Below are 15,685 nucleotides of genomic sequence, written 5' to 3'. Positions count from 1 at the left end.
ATGCATTCCCCTTTCATCGGTGTCTTCATCGGGACGCCGGGATAAGGAACCCGTCGGTGACGAGCGTGCGGATGCGCGGCTCGAGGTCTGCCCAGAGCTCGACCAGCGGCACCTGGAACAGGTCGGCGAGCGCGGCCGCGATCTGCATCACCGTGAGGTCGCCATCGCAGGCGCCGACGAACCCCGCGAGCGCGGGATCCACCGACATCGTGCGCCCGAAACCTCCGCCCTGGCGCAGTTCGATGACGCTCGGGGCGTCCTGGCCGGGGAGGTGATGGCGGGCCTCGGTCACATCGGGGGCCACGAGGAGCACGTCCGGGATCCCCTCGGTCAGGGCATCGTGGCCCGCCAGGCCGTCGCGGAACGCGCGACCGGCGCTCGTGACCGGCTGCGCCAGCGTCTCGAAGCGACGCAGCGGGGACGATCCGCCGCTCGCGGGACGGCGGATCAGGACGTAGCCGAACCCGATCTCGGTCACGTCGCGCGCGGCGAAGTCGTCGAGCCAGGCGTTCAACAGCGGTTCGAACACGGCGTCCCGCGGTGTCGTGCCGCCGTCGCGGATCCACAGCTCGGCATAGCCCAGTGGCGACAGGGTCTCGCGCTGCACCACCCACGCGTCCAGCTCCGGGTCGATCCACGACTCCAGGCGGCGCAGGCCCCGCGCCCCGGTCCTCGAGCCCGCCGTAGGGCGTGACTCCCAGTTGCCGAGCAGCTGCGCGGATCCGCCGGGGGCGAGGTGCGCGGGCGCCTCACGTACGAAGGCCTCGACGAGCGCGTCTCCGACGAGGCCGCCGTCGCGGTACTCGTACTCCGGCACGTCGGCGCCGCGCGGCGTGATCACGAACGGCGGGTTCGACACGATGAGCCCGAAGCTCTCCCCGGCGACGGGCTCGAACATGCTGCCGTGGCGGAACTCGATGTTGCCGGCGCCCGCCAGCCGGGCGTTCAGCTCGGCGTAGGCGAGGGCGCGCTCCGAGATGTCGGTCGCGACCACGGATCCGGCGTGCCGCGCGACGAGGAGCGCCTGGATCCCGCACCCCGTGCCCAGATCCAGCGCGCGTTCGACCTCGATCGGCATGACGAGCGAGGCGAGGGTGCGCGACGCCCCGCCCACTCCGAGCACGTGGTCAGCGGGCAGTGCGCCGCCGAGCGCGAGCTCGTCGAGGTCGCTGGCGATCCACCACTCCCCGACGCCGTCGGCATCGACGAACGACTGCGGACGGATCAGCGCCGCCGGCACCACCTGCCCGTTTTCGGCATACCCGAGACCGAGCGCCTCGAGGCCGTCGATCCCGGTGCGCGCGAGGGCCGCGGCGACATCGGCCTCAGGCTGCGCCATGCCGAGCACGAACAGCCTGCCGAGGGTGACGAGAGGATCCGTCCGTCCCTCCACCGCGCGGAGCAGCGGAGAGCGGATCCCGCGGGCCAGCGCATCGTCGGCCTCTTCCCCCCAGGCGGCGCGGAGCGGCTCGGAGCGGAAGTCCGCGGCGTCCAGGTCGGCGGCGAGCGCGGCGCAGAGGAGGGCATCGGGGCGGGGGACGAGGTGACGGAGCACGGCGTCACTCTACGCGGCGACCCCGGCACGCGCTCATGCCGCCCGCCTCGTGCCGCTCGCCTCCAGGGATCGACCGGGCTCGCCGCCTAGAATCTCAGGGTCAGCACTCTCCGCGCCTGCGGGACGAGCGCGGCCGGACTCTCCATGACAACGACTTCTGCACAGCCGCGCCCCGAACCGGCGCCCGTGACCACCGTGGCGCGACCGCGTCGACGGTTGCGTCGTGCCCTCGGCGTCGCGGCCGTGGCCCTCGCCCTGCTGCTGCCGCTGTCGACGGTCTCGCCCGCGCTGGCCGCAGAGACTCCCGCACCGTCGCCCAGCCTGACCCCGGCGCACGCCGGCCTGCAGATGTCGCTGCTGCCCGACGCCAATGGCGGCTACACCTCGGGGGCGCCGCTCACCACCACCCTCGACATCCACAACGACGACACGGCGGGCCTCGGCCCTGGGTCCGTGCATCTCGAACTCGGGCGCACGGCCCTCGCCGATCGTGCCGCGGTGAGCGCATGGCTCGCCGGATCCGGTCCGGCGCCCGCCCTGTCCTCGATCGGCGACGCGCGCATCGGTGCGCTGGCTGCCGGAGACGACTATCGCACCTCGGTCGTCGTCCCCGGCGCCGACGTCGGAGCGCTCTCCCCCGGCGTCTACCCGGTGCGGGCCACCTTCGAGGCGTCCACCACGGGGGCGAGCCCGCACGCCACCAGCGTGACGTCCTCCAGCGTGGTTGTCGTCGCGCGCGGTGCCGCACCCACCGTGATCACGATCGTGCCGATCACGGCGACCCCCGCAGGCGACCTGCTCAGTCCGGCAGAGCTCACCGCGCTCACCGGCCCGACCGGCGCGCTCACTGTCCAGCTGAACGGCGCGGCGGGCACTCCCGCCGTGCTCGCGATCGACCCCGCCATCGCCGCCGCGATCCGCGTGCTCGGCGCCGGCGCCCCCGCGACCGCCACGGCCTGGCTGGCTCGGCTGGAGGCGCTGCCGAACGAGCGGTTCCTGCTGCAGTTCGGCGATGCGGACGTCGCCGCCCAGGCCGCGGCCGGGATGACCTCGCCCCTCACGGTCTCCTCTTTCGATCCGTTCACGAACCCGTCCGGCAAGCCGCCCGCCACTCCGGCGCCTTCCCCGTCGCCGTCGTCAGGATCGACAGCGCCCGGAGGCATCGACCTCGCGGGGATCGCGGGAGCGCGTGACGACATCCTCTGGCCTCGCGGGCAGGTGACGGCCGCCGAGATCGCGACGATGGCTGGGTACCAGCCTGCCGACGCGACCCGGGCGATTCCGATCCTCCCCTCCTCCACGTTCGCGTCGGGAACGGGCGGCGAGGCGGTCCCCCCGTTCGGCACGGTGGGCGGCACCGCTGTGCTCGTCACCGACGCGGCGGTCTCCGCGGCGTTGAGCAGCGCTGCGGTCGAGTCGGACGCGACACGACGCGGGGCCGCGCTCACGGAGGCGTCCGCGATGCTCTGGTTCTCTCCCCCGGGATCGACGGTGCTGGCCGGTCTCTCCCGCGCCGACGTGCGCTCGGATCAGGGGCTGACCGCCGCCGTGACGGCCTTCAGCGGCGGGCAGGACGGGCGTCTCAGCCGGGTGCTCGCGACGCCGCCGACCGACCTCGCCGTCGCGACGACCTCCGCCGCTGACCGGGCGGCCGCCGTCACGACACTCAATTCCGATGCGGGGCGTCTCGCCCAGTTCGCGACGATCCTGGACCGCCCCGACGATCTCATCGTGCGGGAGCGGATCGCGATCATGCGCCTGCTCGGCGTCGGCGTGAACCCCACGCCCGAGGACTTCGCGTCTGCGCTCAAGACCCACCGCAAGGCGACGACCACGACACTCCAGGCAGTCGGGATCCAGCCGTCCAACCCGATCCTGATCAGCGCCAAGGTCGACGTGCCGGTCTGGGTGCGCAACGACCTGCCCTACCCGGTGCACGTGCAGCTGTACGCCACGGCCGGCGATCCTCGCATCGACGTGCCCGCGATGACCGCGGTCGACGCCCAGGCCTCGAGCACGACACGGGTGAAGATCCCCGTCGAGGCGCACGTGGCGAACGCCGAGATCGGCCTGACCATGCGGCTCACCAGCCCCACCGGCGTCGCGATCGGCTCCACTCAGACCGCCCAGCTCACGATCCGGGCCGAGTGGGAGACCATCGGCCTGATCGTGTTCGGCGGCCTCGCCGTGCTGCTCATCGGCGCCGGGATCTTCCGCACGGTGCGCCGCCGCCGGGGCACGACGGTGAAACATGCCGCAGACGGCATGGAAGCAGATCAGGCCGAGGGTGAACCGGCCGACGAGGCGCCGAGCGCCGGCGGGAATCCGCATGAGTAGCCTCGGTCGCGCCAGCGCCCTGCTCGCGGCGGGCACGATGGTGTCGCGCATCACCGGCCTGCTGCGCACGATCGTGCTGGTGGGCGTGATCGGTGCGATCGGCGAAGCGACGGACGCCTTCTCTTTGGCGAATCAGCTGCCCAACGACGTCTTCTCCCTGATATCCGTGGGAGTGCTGACGGCGGTGCTGGTGCCGCAGATCGTGCAGGCTGTGGCCGGCGAGGACGGCGGCAGCGCCTTCATTTCGAAGATCTTCACAGCGGGCACCGTGGTGCTACTCGTCACGACGGCGGTGGCGATGCTCGCCGCCCCCTGGCTGATCAGCCTCATCATGAAAGCCACCACGACCCCGCCACAGCAGCACCTCGCCGTCGCGTTCGCCTACTGGTGCCTGCCGCAGATCTTCTTCTACGGGTTGTACGCGCTGATCGGGGAAACCTTGAACGCGCGCCGCATCTTCGGTCCGTTCACCTGGGCGCCGGTCGCCAACAACGTCATCTCGATCGCGGGATTCCTCCTCATCGGCGGCATGTTCGGGACACCGCTGAACACCGTCGACGACTGGACCCCGGATCGGATCGCCTGGCTCGGCGGCACAGCGACGATCGGCATCGCCCTGCAAGCGGTGATCCTGCTGGCGTTCTGGCCGCGCACACGGCTCGCTCTGCGACCCGACTTCCGCTGGCGCGGGGTGGGACTGGGCAAGGTCGGCCGACTGGCCGGGTGGACCACGCTGATGGCCGTCGCGAGCCTGGCCGCGGGCTTCTACCAGCACAGCATCGCCCTGGAGGCCTCCGGGCGCGACGCGTCGCTCACGGTGATGAACAACGCCTGGCTGATTTTCATGCTGCCGTACTCGGTCATCGTGCTCTCGATCGGAACGCCGTACTTCACGCAGCTCAGCGAACACGCCCACGCGGGACGGGACGACGAGGTGCGCACCGACATCGGACGCGCGATCCGCACCCTCGGTTTCTTCCTGATGGGTGCTCTCGCCGCGGTGCTGGCCGCTGCGATCCCCGCTTCCCGCGTTTTCACCGGATCCTCCTCCGAGGCGCAGGCAGCTGCACTCGTCCTCGTCGCATACCTCGTAGGCCTTCTACCGCTCGCCGTGCTGTTCATCGTGCAGCGCACCTTCTACGCGTACGGCGACACCCGCACACCCTTCTTCTTCACGCTGTTCCAGTGCGTGCTCATCGTCGCGACCGCCTACGGCGCAAACCTCCTGCACCAGGCCGGCGTCGTTCCTCTCTCCGCCCTCGCCGCGACCGTGGCGCTCGGCCAGTCGTTCGCGAGCATCGTGCAGACCATCGTCGCGACCGTCCTGCTGAGTCGCCGCCTCACCGGCATCGGCACACGCCGGTGGGTGCTCGCGCTGCTCCGGTTCGTCGTCGCCGCGATTCCGGCCGCCGCTGCCGGCTGGGGAGTCTTCCTGCTGCTGGGAGGCGCTCACGGGTGGACCACCGCGGATCGGATCCCGGGAGCTCTCGGCTGCGTCATCATCGCGCCGGTCGTCCTCGCCGTCTACCTCGGCGTGCTCGCCCTGCTGCGCGCACCCGAACTCGACGCGCTGAAGACTCTGGTCCGCCGCTTCGTCCCGTCGCGCTGACCCGCTGCGCACGCGTCATGCCGTCGCCCTTCCCGGACACCCTCGCGGCTCCCGTCACCCGGGAGCTGGTCGTCAAGAAGTCGCGCTTCATCGCCCATATCGCACCGGTCGGATCCGTCACCGCTGCAGAGTACGTGATCGCGGCGGTCCGCAAGCGGCACTGGGACGCCCGGCACAACTGCACGGCGATGGTCACCGGGCTCCTGGGCGATCAGGCCCGCTCCTCCGACGACGGCGAACCGTCCGGCACAGCCGGGATCCCCATGCTCGAGGTGCTGCGCCGGCGAGAGCTCACTGACGTCGTCGCCGTCGTCACCCGCTACTTCGGCGGCGTAAAGCTCGGCGCGGGCGGCCTGGTCCGGGCGTATTCGACGGCCGTGTCGGAGGCGCTCGACGAGGCCCTTCTGCTGCACCGGCGAGAGCTGCGCGAGGCGTGCGTCGAGGTCGCGCACGCCGATGCCGGCCGCATCGACAACGTACTGCGCGAGTGGGCGGGCGCGCACGGTTCCACGTTCGAGGATCCCGCCTACGGCGCTGCGGTGCTCTTCCGGCTCTGGATCCCTCCCCGCGAACAGGATCCCCTCGCCGACCACCTCGCCGCGCTCTCCGGAGGATCCCTCTCCGCCGCGTTCGGAGCGATGCGCGTCGTAGGCGTCCCCGCGGGCTGACCCCGCGCGCTCGGCGCATCCCCGTCGCCCCTGTACCTCCTCACTCACCCGCCGATCCCACAGCTGTGCGGAATGCCGCGCGACTACCATGTGTTGAAGCGTGCGAAAGCAAGGAGAGGCAATGCGACAGGTCATCATCATCGGCTCGGGTCCCGCGGGGTTCACCGCCGCGATCTATGCGGCGCGGGCGAATCTGAGCCCGGTGCTCGTGGCGAGCTCGGTCGAGGTCGGCGGTGAACTGATGAAGACCACCGAGGTGGAGAACTTCCCCGGCTTCCCCGAAGGCATCCAGGGCCCCGATCTGATGGCCAAGATGCAGGAGCAGGCCGAGCGGTTCGGCACCGAGGTGCTGTACGACGACGTCACGGAGCTCGACCTGGACGGGGAGATCAAGAAGGTCACGCTGGGCAGCGGCACCGTCCTCGAGGCCGCGACGATCATCTACGCGACCGGATCCGCCTACCGCACCCTCGGTGTCCCCGGCGAGGAGCGCCTCTCCGGACACGGCGTCTCGTGGTGCGCGACCTGCGACGGCTTCTTCTTCCGCGAGCGCACCATCGCCGTGGTCGGCGGCGGCGACTCGGCCATGGAGGAGGCCTCCTTCCTCACGAAGTTCGCCTCGAAGGTCTACGTCATCCACCGCAAGGACACGCTGCGCGCGTCCAAGATCATGCAGGACCGCGCGTTCGCGAACGACAAGATCGAGTTCGTCTGGAACAGCGCCGTCGAGGAGGTCCTCGGAGAGGACGCCACCACCGGCGTGCGGCTGCGCAACACCGTGGACGGCAGCACGAGCGAGCTGGCGCTCGACGGGCTGTTCATCGCGATCGGCAACGACCCCCGCACCCACCTCGTGCACGGCAAGGTCGATCTGACCGCCGAGGGCACGATCTGGGTCGACGGGCGCTCGTCGCGCACCTCGGTTCCGGGCGTCTTCGCGGCCGGTGACGTCCTGGATCCGACCTACCGGCAGGCGGTCACCGCCGCCGGATCCGGCACGGTGGCAGCCCTCGACGTCGAGCACTTCCTCGCGGCCCTTTCGGATGACACCTCTGCGCAGCCGGCTCTGGCCTGAGCGCGCGGGAACACTTCCCTCCCTCTCGACGTTGACGTCACTGAGCGTTTTTCACAATCAAGGAGAATCATGACTGCCAAGGCAACCAGCCAGGCGACCTGGGAGCAGGACGTGCTTCAGGCCGAAGGCCCCATTCTGGTCGACTTCTGGGCCGAGTGGTGCGGTCCGTGTCGCATGGTCGCGCCCGTGCTGGACGAGATCCAGTCGGAGAACAGCGAGAAGATCACCATCCTCAAGCTGAACGTGGATGAGAACCCCGACCTCGCGATGAAGTACCAGATCACGTCGATCCCGGCGATGAAGGTCTTCCAGGGTGGTGAGGTCAAGACGACGATCATCGGCGCCAAGCCGAAGTTCGCTCTGGAGAAGGATCTCGCCGCATTCCTCGGCTGAGTCCCCCCGAATTCACGAAGCCCGCTCTCCTCGGAGGGCGGGCTTCGTCGTTCCGTCCCGCCACACGGCGGGACCAGGAGCGACCGGCGGCACATGTTTCACGTGAAACATCACGAGAGCGCCGCACCGCGTGAGAGTGGCCGGCCGCACGAGACCGTGATTCGCTCGATGTTTCACGTGAAACATCGACACGAACCGTTCTTCGGCGGGTCGAATCGCTACCGCGCGTCGTCCGCCAGAAGATCCCAGCGGCGATATTTGGGACCATCCCCGAGAAGACCCCACACGATCGGAGTGAGCTCGGGATAGTCCAGAGCGATGCGACGGAGGACCACGAAGTTGCGTGCGTCGTCGGGCCGGATCCCTCCGCCCTCGATGATCTCGTCGGCACGCAGCAGATACACGACGAGCTCGTCGACGCTGGGAAGCTCTTCCATGAAGTCCCAGGGGTCTTCTCCCCCGAGCAGCCGCTCCTGCACGAGCACGGCCAGTTCGTCAGCGGCCTCTGCGCGCAGCACTTCGAGGCTGGCGCGCCGGGTCGGGGAATCACTCACCCGACAAGCCTACGTGCCGCCGCACGCACGAAGGCCCGGAACAGACCGCGTCATGCGGATCGGTTCCGGGCCCTCAGCGGCAGTACCGGGATGCCGGAGTCAGGACGCCCCGTAGTTCTCCTCGCCGATCTCGGTGAGGATGCGGTTGAGATCCTGAATCGACGCGAAATCGATCTTCACCTGGCCTTTTCTGGCTCCGAGGCCGATCTGCACACGGGTGTTCAGTCGATCTCCGAGCTTGCCCGCGACCTCGTCGAGATAGGCGCGCCGGGCACCTGCCTGGGGCTTCGGCGTGGACGCCGGCGATCCCGCGGAGATCGTCTTCGCAGCCTCCTCGGTGGCGCGCACCGACAGATCCTCGTTCACCACCTTGTCCGCGAGACGCTGCATGAGATCCGCGTCATCGAGGGACAGGATCGCGCGTGCGTGCCCGGCCGTGAGCACCCCGGCCGCAACGCGCTGCTGCACCGGCACCGGCAACCGGAGCAGACGAATGGTGTTGCTCACCTGCGGGCGCGAACGTCCGATGCGCGTGGCGAGCACCTCCTGGGTGATCCCGAAGTCCTCCAGGAGCTGCTGGTAGGCCGAGGCCTCTTCCAGCGGGTTCAGCTGGGAGCGGTGCAGGTTCTCCAACAGCGCGTCGCGGAGCAGATCCTCGTCCGCGGTCTCGCGAAGAATCGCGGGGATGGACGCGAGCCCCGCCTCGCGGGCAGCCCTGGTGCGCCGTTCCCCCATGATCAGTTCGTACTGGCCGTCGGAGTTCTCGCGGACCACGACCGGCTGCAGCACGCCGAACTCGCGGACGCTGTGCACCAGCTCGGCGAGGTCGTCTTCGTTGAACTGCCGACGCGGCTGGCGCGGGTTCGGCACGATGTCGTGCGGATCCACATGGATCAACCGAGCGCCGGGCACCGCGATGAGTTCCGCGGTCGCCGTCGGCGCAGGAACGGCCGCCGACGCCAGATCGACGGCCCTCGCCCCGGGGAAGAAGACGTCGACGGGCCGCTCGGTCGCGTCCGATGTCGGAATGAGCGCGCCGATTCCCCGCCCCAGTCCCGTGCGTTTCGCCATCAGTGCCCCTTTTCGTTGTCGGTCATCGCTCTACCGGCGATTTCCACTGCTGCCTCGCGATAGGCCACCGCGCCGACAGACTGCCCGTCGTACGCGATCACGGTCTGGCCGAAGCTCGGAGCCTCGGAAACCCGGACGGATCGCGGGATCACGGTGTCCAGCACCTCGTGCGGGAAGTGACCGCGCACTTCTTCAGCCACCTGCTGAGCCAGCCGCGTGCGCCCATCGAACATCGTCAGCAGGATCGTCGACATGAGCAACGACGGATTCAAGTGCTTCTGGATCATGCGGATGTTCCCGAGCAGCTGGCTCAGGCCCTCCAGCGCGTAGTACTCGCACTGGATCGGAATCATCACTTCTGTCGCCGCAGTGAACGCGTTGATCGTGAGCAGCCCGAGCGACGGCGGGCAATCGATGATCACCACATCCGTGGGATGGGTGTCGAGATAGTCGTTGAGCGCCGTGCGGAGCCGATGCTCCCGCGCAACCTGCGAGACGAGTTCGATCTCGGCCCCCGCGAGGTGGATCGTACTCGGCGCACACCGCAGATTCGGCGACTCCGGGCTGGTCTGGATCACCTCGGCAAGGGGGACATCACCGATCAAGACGTCGTAGATGCTCGGCACATCGGCGGTATGCGGCACCCCGAGTGCGGTGGAAGCGTTGCCCTGCGGATCGAGGTCGATCACGAGGACCTGACCACCCAGTTCCGCCATCGCGGAGGCGATGTTCACCGCGGTCGTGGTCTTTCCCACGCCGCCCTTCTGATTCGAGATGGTGAAGACGCGCGTCGGGCCGTCGAACCGGACACTCACACCCTCGAGTGCCCGACGGCGGGCCGTGAGATCCGCGAGTTCGCGGGCGAGGGGGGTATCCGCTCCGTATCCTGCAGTCGAGGTGTTTGGGGACTGTTTCACGTGAAACATCCGCTCCTTTCGACGATCTCCGACGGATACGACGGAACCTCTACTCTAACTTGCGGACCCGACGTTCCTGGGCTCGCGGCGTCGATCTGTGCGATGTTTCACGTGAAACATCGCAGTGGAGGAGCATCAGCACAGCGCGGTGCGGAGACCGAGGGGTGGCGTCAAAGATCAGCGACCGAAACGAAGGGCCGGCCGGCACCATGCGAGTTCGGCGGAGTTGCCATGTTTCACGTGAAACATCGACTCCGAACGCCAGGCTCAACCGCGGACGGTCGCACGCAACACCCGCGTGGTCTCCGACAGCACGCCCTCACCGAGCGTCTCGACGCGAACGTCCGTCAGGAGAAACTTCCGGATCGCCTTCTGGGCAGCAGAGATCTCGTTCTCCGCATTGAGACCCTTGAGCAGTGCGAGCTCCCCGCCGTTGCGCACAAGGGGCGCGGTCCAGGGAATCAGCGTGCGCAGCGCACTGACGGCACGCGCGGTCGCCATGTCGAAGGTGCCACTGAGCGGCACGTCCTCCGCGCGCCCGCGAACCACGGTCACGTTCGCCAGCTCCAGGTCGGCGACCTGCTCGTCCAGCCACGCCACCCGGCGCTCCATCGGCTCGATCAGCGTCCACGACACGTCCGGCCGAGCGATCGCCAGGACGAGGCCCGGCAATCCCGCACCGGAGCCCACATCGGCGACCGACCCCCGGAACAGCGGCGCAGCGATCACGCTGTTCAGAATGTGCCGGGTCCAGAGGCGCGGGAGTTCGAGCGGACCGATCAGCCCGCGCTCCTCCCCCGACCGCGCCAGAGAAGCGGTGAATCGCCGGGCACGGTCGATCCCCTCACCGAACAACGCAGCTGCGGCCGCCGGCTCCGGCTCGAGATCCACGAACGACGCGTCTGTCTCAGCCATGTTTCACGTGAAACGTCACCGGCGACGGATCACAGTGTGCCGCGTCGGACCCTCACCGTAGGACTCGGAGACGAGCCCCCGCTCCGCAGCGATGTCATGCACGAGCTTGCGCTCGTAGCTCGACATCGACGGCAGAGACGCCTGCGAGGCACCCTCATCGAGCTTGACCACGGCGGAGTCGACCAGGCGTTCGAGCTGCGTGCGACGGGCGTCTCGGGAACCCGCGACATCCAGGATCAGCCGGGAGAAGGATCCTGTGGCGTTCTGGACCGCCAGGCGCGTCAGCTCCTGCAGAGCCTGCACGGTGTCCGGCGCCGAGAGCAGACGCAGCCCGTCGCCCTCCGCCTCGACAGACACATAGGCCCGCCCCTGCTTGACGTCCAGTGTCAGGTCGCCGTCGATGTCCGCGATGTCGAGGAGACCCTCGATGAAGTCCGCGGCGACGTCGCCCTCGTTCTCGAGCTCGGAGACCGTCGGCTCCGCAACATCGTGCTCGGTCATGCTCCACTCCCGTTCTGCTGCCGCTTGGCACGCTTGGCGCTCTTCGGCTGCTGCCGCTTGGGCTGCTGCGCCTTCAGCCGCTCGGCGTCCTCGAGCATCTTCTGCTGCTCGGCCTGGTAGGCGAGCATCGGCACGACCTTGCCCTCGGAGTTGATGGCCTTGCCCTTGCGCGCCAGGCGCTCCTCGCGGGCCTTGGCCGCATCGGATCCGGGCGTGGGCATCTCCCGGAGCACCAGGAACTGCTGGCCCATCGTCCACAGGTTGCTGACGAACCAGTAGATGACGACACCGAGCGGGAAGAACAGACCCGAGAAGATGAAGCCGAGCGGAAGAATGTAGAGCATGATGCGCTGCATCTGGTACGCCTGGCCGGTCTTGGCCTCGGGTGCGAGGTTCTTCGAGATGATCTGCAGCTGCGTGAAGAACTGCGATCCGATCATCAGGATCACCAGGACGATGAGGATCGCGACCGTGGTCTCCCAGCCGCTGGGCTTGTGCTGCACCGCGTCGATGAGGCTCGTGTGCAGCGGCGCAACACCGAACAATGTGGCGTTGTAGAACTGCTTTGTGAGCTCCTTGGTGAGCAGCCACACCCCGCCGGTACCCGCCTCGGCGTGCTTCTTGACATCGCTCAGCGTGTAGAACATGCCGAGCAGGAAGGGCATCTGCACAAGCAGGGGAAGACAGCTCGACATCGGCGTCGTGCCGTGCTTCTTGTACAGCGCCATGGTCTCGCGACTCATCGCCTCGCGGCTGAGCTGATCGCGCTTGCCCTTGTACTTCTCCTGAACTTTCTTCAGTTCAGGGGCGATTTCCATCATCTTGCGCTGGCTCTTGATCTGCCGCACGAACAGCGGGAAGACCGCCGCGCGGATCACGAGAACGAGGCCGAGGATCGACAGCACCCAGGTGAGACCGGCCCCGCCGGGCATCCCGATCGAGGTGAACAGCCAGTGCCAGGCGACGAGGATCGCCTCGACCAGGGCCTTGAACGGCCACATGAGGGTTCCGAGCAGGTCGAATCCGCCACTCGACGGCGCGGGCGTCGAGGTCGACGCGGCAAACAGAAGGTCGGAACCCACTGATCAGTCCTTTCGGGAAGGTACGACGAATCCTCGGGACGTGAGGGCGTGTCGGAAGTTCTTGTGCAGCGGGACGTCGTCCACACCGCCGTGGCTCCAGGGATTGCAACGCAGGATCCGCCACGCCGAAAGGCCTGCGCCCTTCACCGCGCCGTGCTGCTGCACCGCACCTACAGCGTAAGCGGAACACGATGGGTAGTAGCTGCACACGTCTCCGTACAGTGGGGAGATCACGGTGCGGTAGGCCCAGAGGAATCCGAGCACGAGGTTTCGCGGCAGAAGCGGCATCGCCCGCAGCGCATCGTGGGCGTGCAGATGCGCATTCCCACGGGAGTAGGCCGGAAGCGCGCTCATCGCACGCCTCGGTGAATGGCTCGTTCCACGTCCGACAGCAGATCGGCGAACGGAGCGCCGGCGGCGGCCGGGAGAGCGCGGATCACGATGTCGATCCCGTCCGGCAGGGGCAGCTGACGAGCGCAGGCGTCTTTGAGACGTCGGCGCACGGTATTGCGGACGACCGCATTGCCCACCTGCTTGCTCACGATGAAGCCGAACCTCGCCGGGCGCGGATCCTTCGTCTCCAGCAGAGACAGGATCAGCAGAGACCCGCCGTATCGCCGCCCGCGCCGGACCACCATGCGGTAGTCGGACCCGCGAGTGATGCGATACGGGCGGGCGAGCACGGATTTACGCCGAGAGCTCGGTGCGGCCCTTCGTACGACGAGCCGCGAGGATCGCACGGCCGGCACGAGTACGCATGCGGGCACGGAAACCGTGCTTCTTGGCGCGGCGGCGGTTGTTGGGCTGGAAGGTGCGCTTGCTCATGATTTCTCCGGAAGGGAAGCTGTCGCCGGGATCGCTGCGGCCGGAGACGGGTGGACAAAAGGATGCCGAACGGGCATAAGTCAACCGATTAAGGCTACGACGTCAGCCCTGACATCGCAAACCGAGCGGGAGAAAAGGCCATTATCCACACCTGTGGATCGATCCGCCCACAGGGACACGCCCTCGCGCGGCACCAGTCGCGGCTTGCCCTCGACGCCCGCGCTGGTTACCGTGGCACGAGCAGTTATCCACAGGCAGCGCGAACTCGTCCGCGGCCGTGCCGAGTACGCCGGGGGAACAATGTCCGCAGCCGCAGAGTCCGAAGTTCCGATCTGGGACGATCTGCTCGCCGAGCTGGCCGGGGACGAGAGGGTCACCGCTCCCCTGCAGGGGTTCCTCAATCTCGCCGTGCCCGCCGGCGTGATGACCGCCACGCTCTACCTCGAGGTGCCGAACGACCTCACCGCCGGCCAGATCAACAAGCGTCTTCGGCTCCCGATCATGGAGGCGCTCGCGCGGATCGGCGACGAGGTCACCTCGTTCCGGGTCACGGTCAACCACGACATGGTCGAGCAGCAGTCCGCGCCGGTCCCGGTCGGCGACTTCGCCACGGCCCGCCCCGAACCTGCGCGCGTCGACTCTCCCCTCGAGCGGCCGACCCCGATCCGCCACGAATCGCGACTGAACCCGAAGTACGTGTTCGACAATTTCGTGATCGGCCAGTCGAACCGCTTCGCGCACGCCGCCGCCGTCGCCGTGGCCGAAGCCCCCGCGAAGGCCTACAACCCGCTGTTCATCTACGGCGGACCAGGCCTCGGCAAGACGCACCTCCTGCACGCGATCGGCGACTACGCCCAGTCGCTCTACGCCGGCGTCAAGGTCCGCTACGTCTCCAGCGAAGAGTTCACGAACGACTTCATCAACTCGATCGCGAACAACCGCGGGGCGGCCTTCCAGGCGCGCTATCGCGAGGTCGACATCCTGATGATCGACGACATCCAGTTCCTGCAGGGACGTGCGGAGACGCAGGAGGCGTTCTTCCACACCTTCAACCAGCTGCACGACCACAACAAGCAGGTCGTGATCACCAGCGACCTGCCGCCCAAGCACCTCACCGGTTTCGAGGAGCGCATGCGCAGCCGGTTCGAGTGGGGCCTCATCACCGACGTGCAGGCTCCGGACTTGGAGACCAGGATCGCGATCCTGCGCAAGAAGGCGCAGAGCGAGCAGCTGCATGTGCCGGACGACGTGCTCGAGTACATCGCGACGAAGGTCTCGTCCAACATCCGCGAACTAGAAGGGGCGCTCATCCGCGCCACCGCGTTCGCGAATCTGAATCGTTCGCCGCTCGACATCGCGACGGCGCAGACTGCGCTGCGCGACATCGTCGATCAGGACGAGGACAGCATCATCTCGCCGACCGACATCATCACGACGACTGCGAACTACTTCAAGCTCAGCGAAGACGACCTGTACGGCTCCAGCCGCTCGCAGCAGATCGCGACCGCGCGCCAGATCGCGATGTACCTGTGCCGCGAGCGCACCAACCTGTCGTTGCCGAAGATCGGGCAGCTCTTCGGCAACCGCGATCACACCACCGTGATGTACGCGTACAAGAAGATCAGCGAGCTTATGAAGGAGCGCCGCGCGATCTTCAATCAGGTCACCGAGATCACCGCGCAGCTCAGCCGACGCTGAGCCTGCGGCATCCGCGCCGCCGGCACTCATGGCCGTCGCGGCACCGAATCATGGCACGACTCCGCATCGGAGTCCACATGTGGATAACTTGGGGATATCTCACCCTCCAGGACCTCGGGAATCCCCACCCTCGGCCCTGATCTGTGGATAACTCCCCTGCGTCGCTCCGACCGGGACGGCCCCCGAGCCCACTGTTTCCGCAGGATCTCCACAACTGACAGGCGTGTAGTTCCCTTGTCCCGTAAAGCATCCCCAGAGTTATCCACAGTATCCACAGGCGTTAACACTGTTAAGAACCCTTCTGATAATCCCCTCCATCGATCACCATCCAGAGCGAGCCTGGGGACGGATCCGCTCGATGCGCGGACTCCCGTCGACCCCTGACACTCCGCAGCAACGGGCATGGCATTAGCATGGGAGCCCGTGGCGTTCGCCATGCAGCGGAAGGCGTGTCCGACATGACCATCCGCATCCACACGACGAAG

Annotated in this window: 16 protein-coding genes; 6 read left to right on the top strand and 10 right to left on the bottom strand. The window is 68.0% G+C overall.

The window, feature by feature from the left end; translation table 11 throughout:
• Positions 1-25: 25 nt before the first annotated feature.
• The gene (locus tag ABD882_RS16245) at positions 26-1,555 is read right to left on the bottom strand and encodes a DUF7059 domain-containing protein (protein ID WP_345188426.1); all 1,530 of its coding nucleotides are present in this window, start codon (positions 1,553-1,555) and stop codon (positions 26-28) included.
• Between the two features lie 144 nt (positions 1,556-1,699).
• Between ABD882_RS16245 and ABD882_RS16240 the strand changes: the two genes are divergently transcribed.
• The 5 genes from ABD882_RS16240 (at position 1,700) to trxA (ending at position 7,637) form a co-directional block, all read left to right on the top strand.
• Entirely contained in the window at positions 1,700-3,892 is a 2,193-nt protein-coding gene (locus ABD882_RS16240; protein WP_345188425.1) for a DUF6049 family protein, read from the top strand.
• Positions 3,885-5,501 (top strand): murein biosynthesis integral membrane protein MurJ, encoded by a 1,617-nt coding sequence (gene murJ, locus ABD882_RS16235; protein WP_345188424.1) that lies wholly within the window; start codon positions 3,885-3,887, stop codon positions 5,499-5,501. The genes ABD882_RS16240 and murJ overlap by 8 nt, the downstream gene beginning before the upstream one ends.
• 17 nt (positions 5,502-5,518) lie before the next feature.
• On the top strand, positions 5,519-6,169 hold the full coding sequence (locus ABD882_RS16230; RefSeq protein WP_345188423.1) for an IMPACT family protein: 651 nt from the start codon (positions 5,519-5,521) through the stop codon (positions 6,167-6,169).
• 121 nt (positions 6,170-6,290) lie between these two features.
• Positions 6,291-7,244 (top strand): thioredoxin-disulfide reductase, encoded by a 954-nt coding sequence (gene trxB / locus ABD882_RS16225; RefSeq protein ID WP_345188422.1) that lies wholly within the window; start codon positions 6,291-6,293, stop codon positions 7,242-7,244.
• A 69-nt stretch (positions 7,245-7,313) separates the two neighbouring features.
• The gene (trxA, locus tag ABD882_RS16220; RefSeq protein WP_345188420.1) at positions 7,314-7,637 is read left to right on the top strand and encodes a thioredoxin; all 324 of its coding nucleotides are present in this window, start codon (positions 7,314-7,316) and stop codon (positions 7,635-7,637) included.
• 218 nt (positions 7,638-7,855) lie between these two features.
• Here trxA and ABD882_RS16215 read toward each other — a convergent pair whose 3' ends face one another.
• The 9 genes from ABD882_RS16215 to rpmH all read right to left on the bottom strand — a co-directional run bounded on the left by ABD882_RS16215 (position 7,856) and on the right by rpmH (position 13,502).
• Positions 7,856-8,191 (bottom strand): tryptophan synthase subunit alpha, encoded by a 336-nt coding sequence (locus tag ABD882_RS16215; RefSeq protein WP_345188419.1) that lies wholly within the window; start codon positions 8,189-8,191, stop codon positions 7,856-7,858.
• A gap of 99 nt (positions 8,192-8,290) precedes the next feature.
• Positions 8,291-9,262, bottom strand: a complete 972-nt coding sequence (locus ABD882_RS16210; protein ID WP_345188418.1) for a ParB/RepB/Spo0J family partition protein — start codon at positions 9,260-9,262, stop codon at positions 8,291-8,293.
• The gene (locus tag ABD882_RS16205; protein WP_345188417.1) at positions 9,262-10,188 is read right to left on the bottom strand and encodes a ParA family protein; all 927 of its coding nucleotides are present in this window, start codon (positions 10,186-10,188) and stop codon (positions 9,262-9,264) included. The genes ABD882_RS16210 and ABD882_RS16205 overlap by 1 nt, the downstream gene beginning before the upstream one ends.
• 258 nt (positions 10,189-10,446) lie before the next feature.
• Positions 10,447-11,094: a 16S rRNA (guanine(527)-N(7))-methyltransferase RsmG gene (gene rsmG, locus ABD882_RS16200; protein WP_345188416.1), complete on the bottom strand. Its 648-nt coding sequence runs from the start codon at positions 11,092-11,094 to the stop codon at positions 10,447-10,449.
• Between the two features lie 15 nt (positions 11,095-11,109).
• Entirely contained in the window at positions 11,110-11,595 is a 486-nt protein-coding gene (locus tag ABD882_RS16195; RefSeq protein ID WP_345188415.1) for a Jag family protein, read from the bottom strand.
• Positions 11,592-12,677: a membrane protein insertase YidC gene (yidC, locus tag ABD882_RS16190; RefSeq protein WP_425563386.1), complete on the bottom strand. Its 1,086-nt coding sequence runs from the start codon at positions 12,675-12,677 to the stop codon at positions 11,592-11,594. The genes ABD882_RS16195 and yidC overlap by 4 nt, the downstream gene beginning before the upstream one ends.
• A gap of 3 nt (positions 12,678-12,680) precedes the next feature.
• The gene (gene yidD / locus ABD882_RS16185; protein ID WP_345188414.1) at positions 12,681-13,031 is read right to left on the bottom strand and encodes a membrane protein insertion efficiency factor YidD; all 351 of its coding nucleotides are present in this window, start codon (positions 13,029-13,031) and stop codon (positions 12,681-12,683) included.
• A complete protein-coding gene (gene rnpA / locus ABD882_RS16180) occupies positions 13,028-13,360 on the bottom strand; it encodes a ribonuclease P protein component (RefSeq protein WP_345188413.1) in 333 nt (110 codons plus the stop codon). Before rnpA ends, yidD begins: the two co-directional genes overlap by 4 nt.
• Before the next feature lie 4 nt (positions 13,361-13,364).
• Entirely contained in the window at positions 13,365-13,502 is a 138-nt protein-coding gene (rpmH, locus tag ABD882_RS16175; RefSeq protein ID WP_157157687.1) for a 50S ribosomal protein L34, read from the bottom strand.
• A gap of 300 nt (positions 13,503-13,802) precedes the next feature.
• Here rpmH and dnaA point away from each other — a divergent pair, with 300 nt between their 5' ends.
• Positions 13,803-15,200: a chromosomal replication initiator protein DnaA gene (gene dnaA, locus ABD882_RS16170; protein ID WP_345188410.1), complete on the top strand. Its 1,398-nt coding sequence runs from the start codon at positions 13,803-13,805 to the stop codon at positions 15,198-15,200.
• The last annotated feature ends 485 nt before the right edge of the window (positions 15,201-15,685 follow it).

The organism is Microbacterium panaciterrae (assembly GCF_039541635.1).
Lineage (GTDB): Bacteria > Actinomycetota > Actinomycetes > Actinomycetales > Microbacteriaceae > Microbacterium > Microbacterium panaciterrae.
This window is presented reverse-complemented; position numbering and strand designations above follow the sequence as displayed.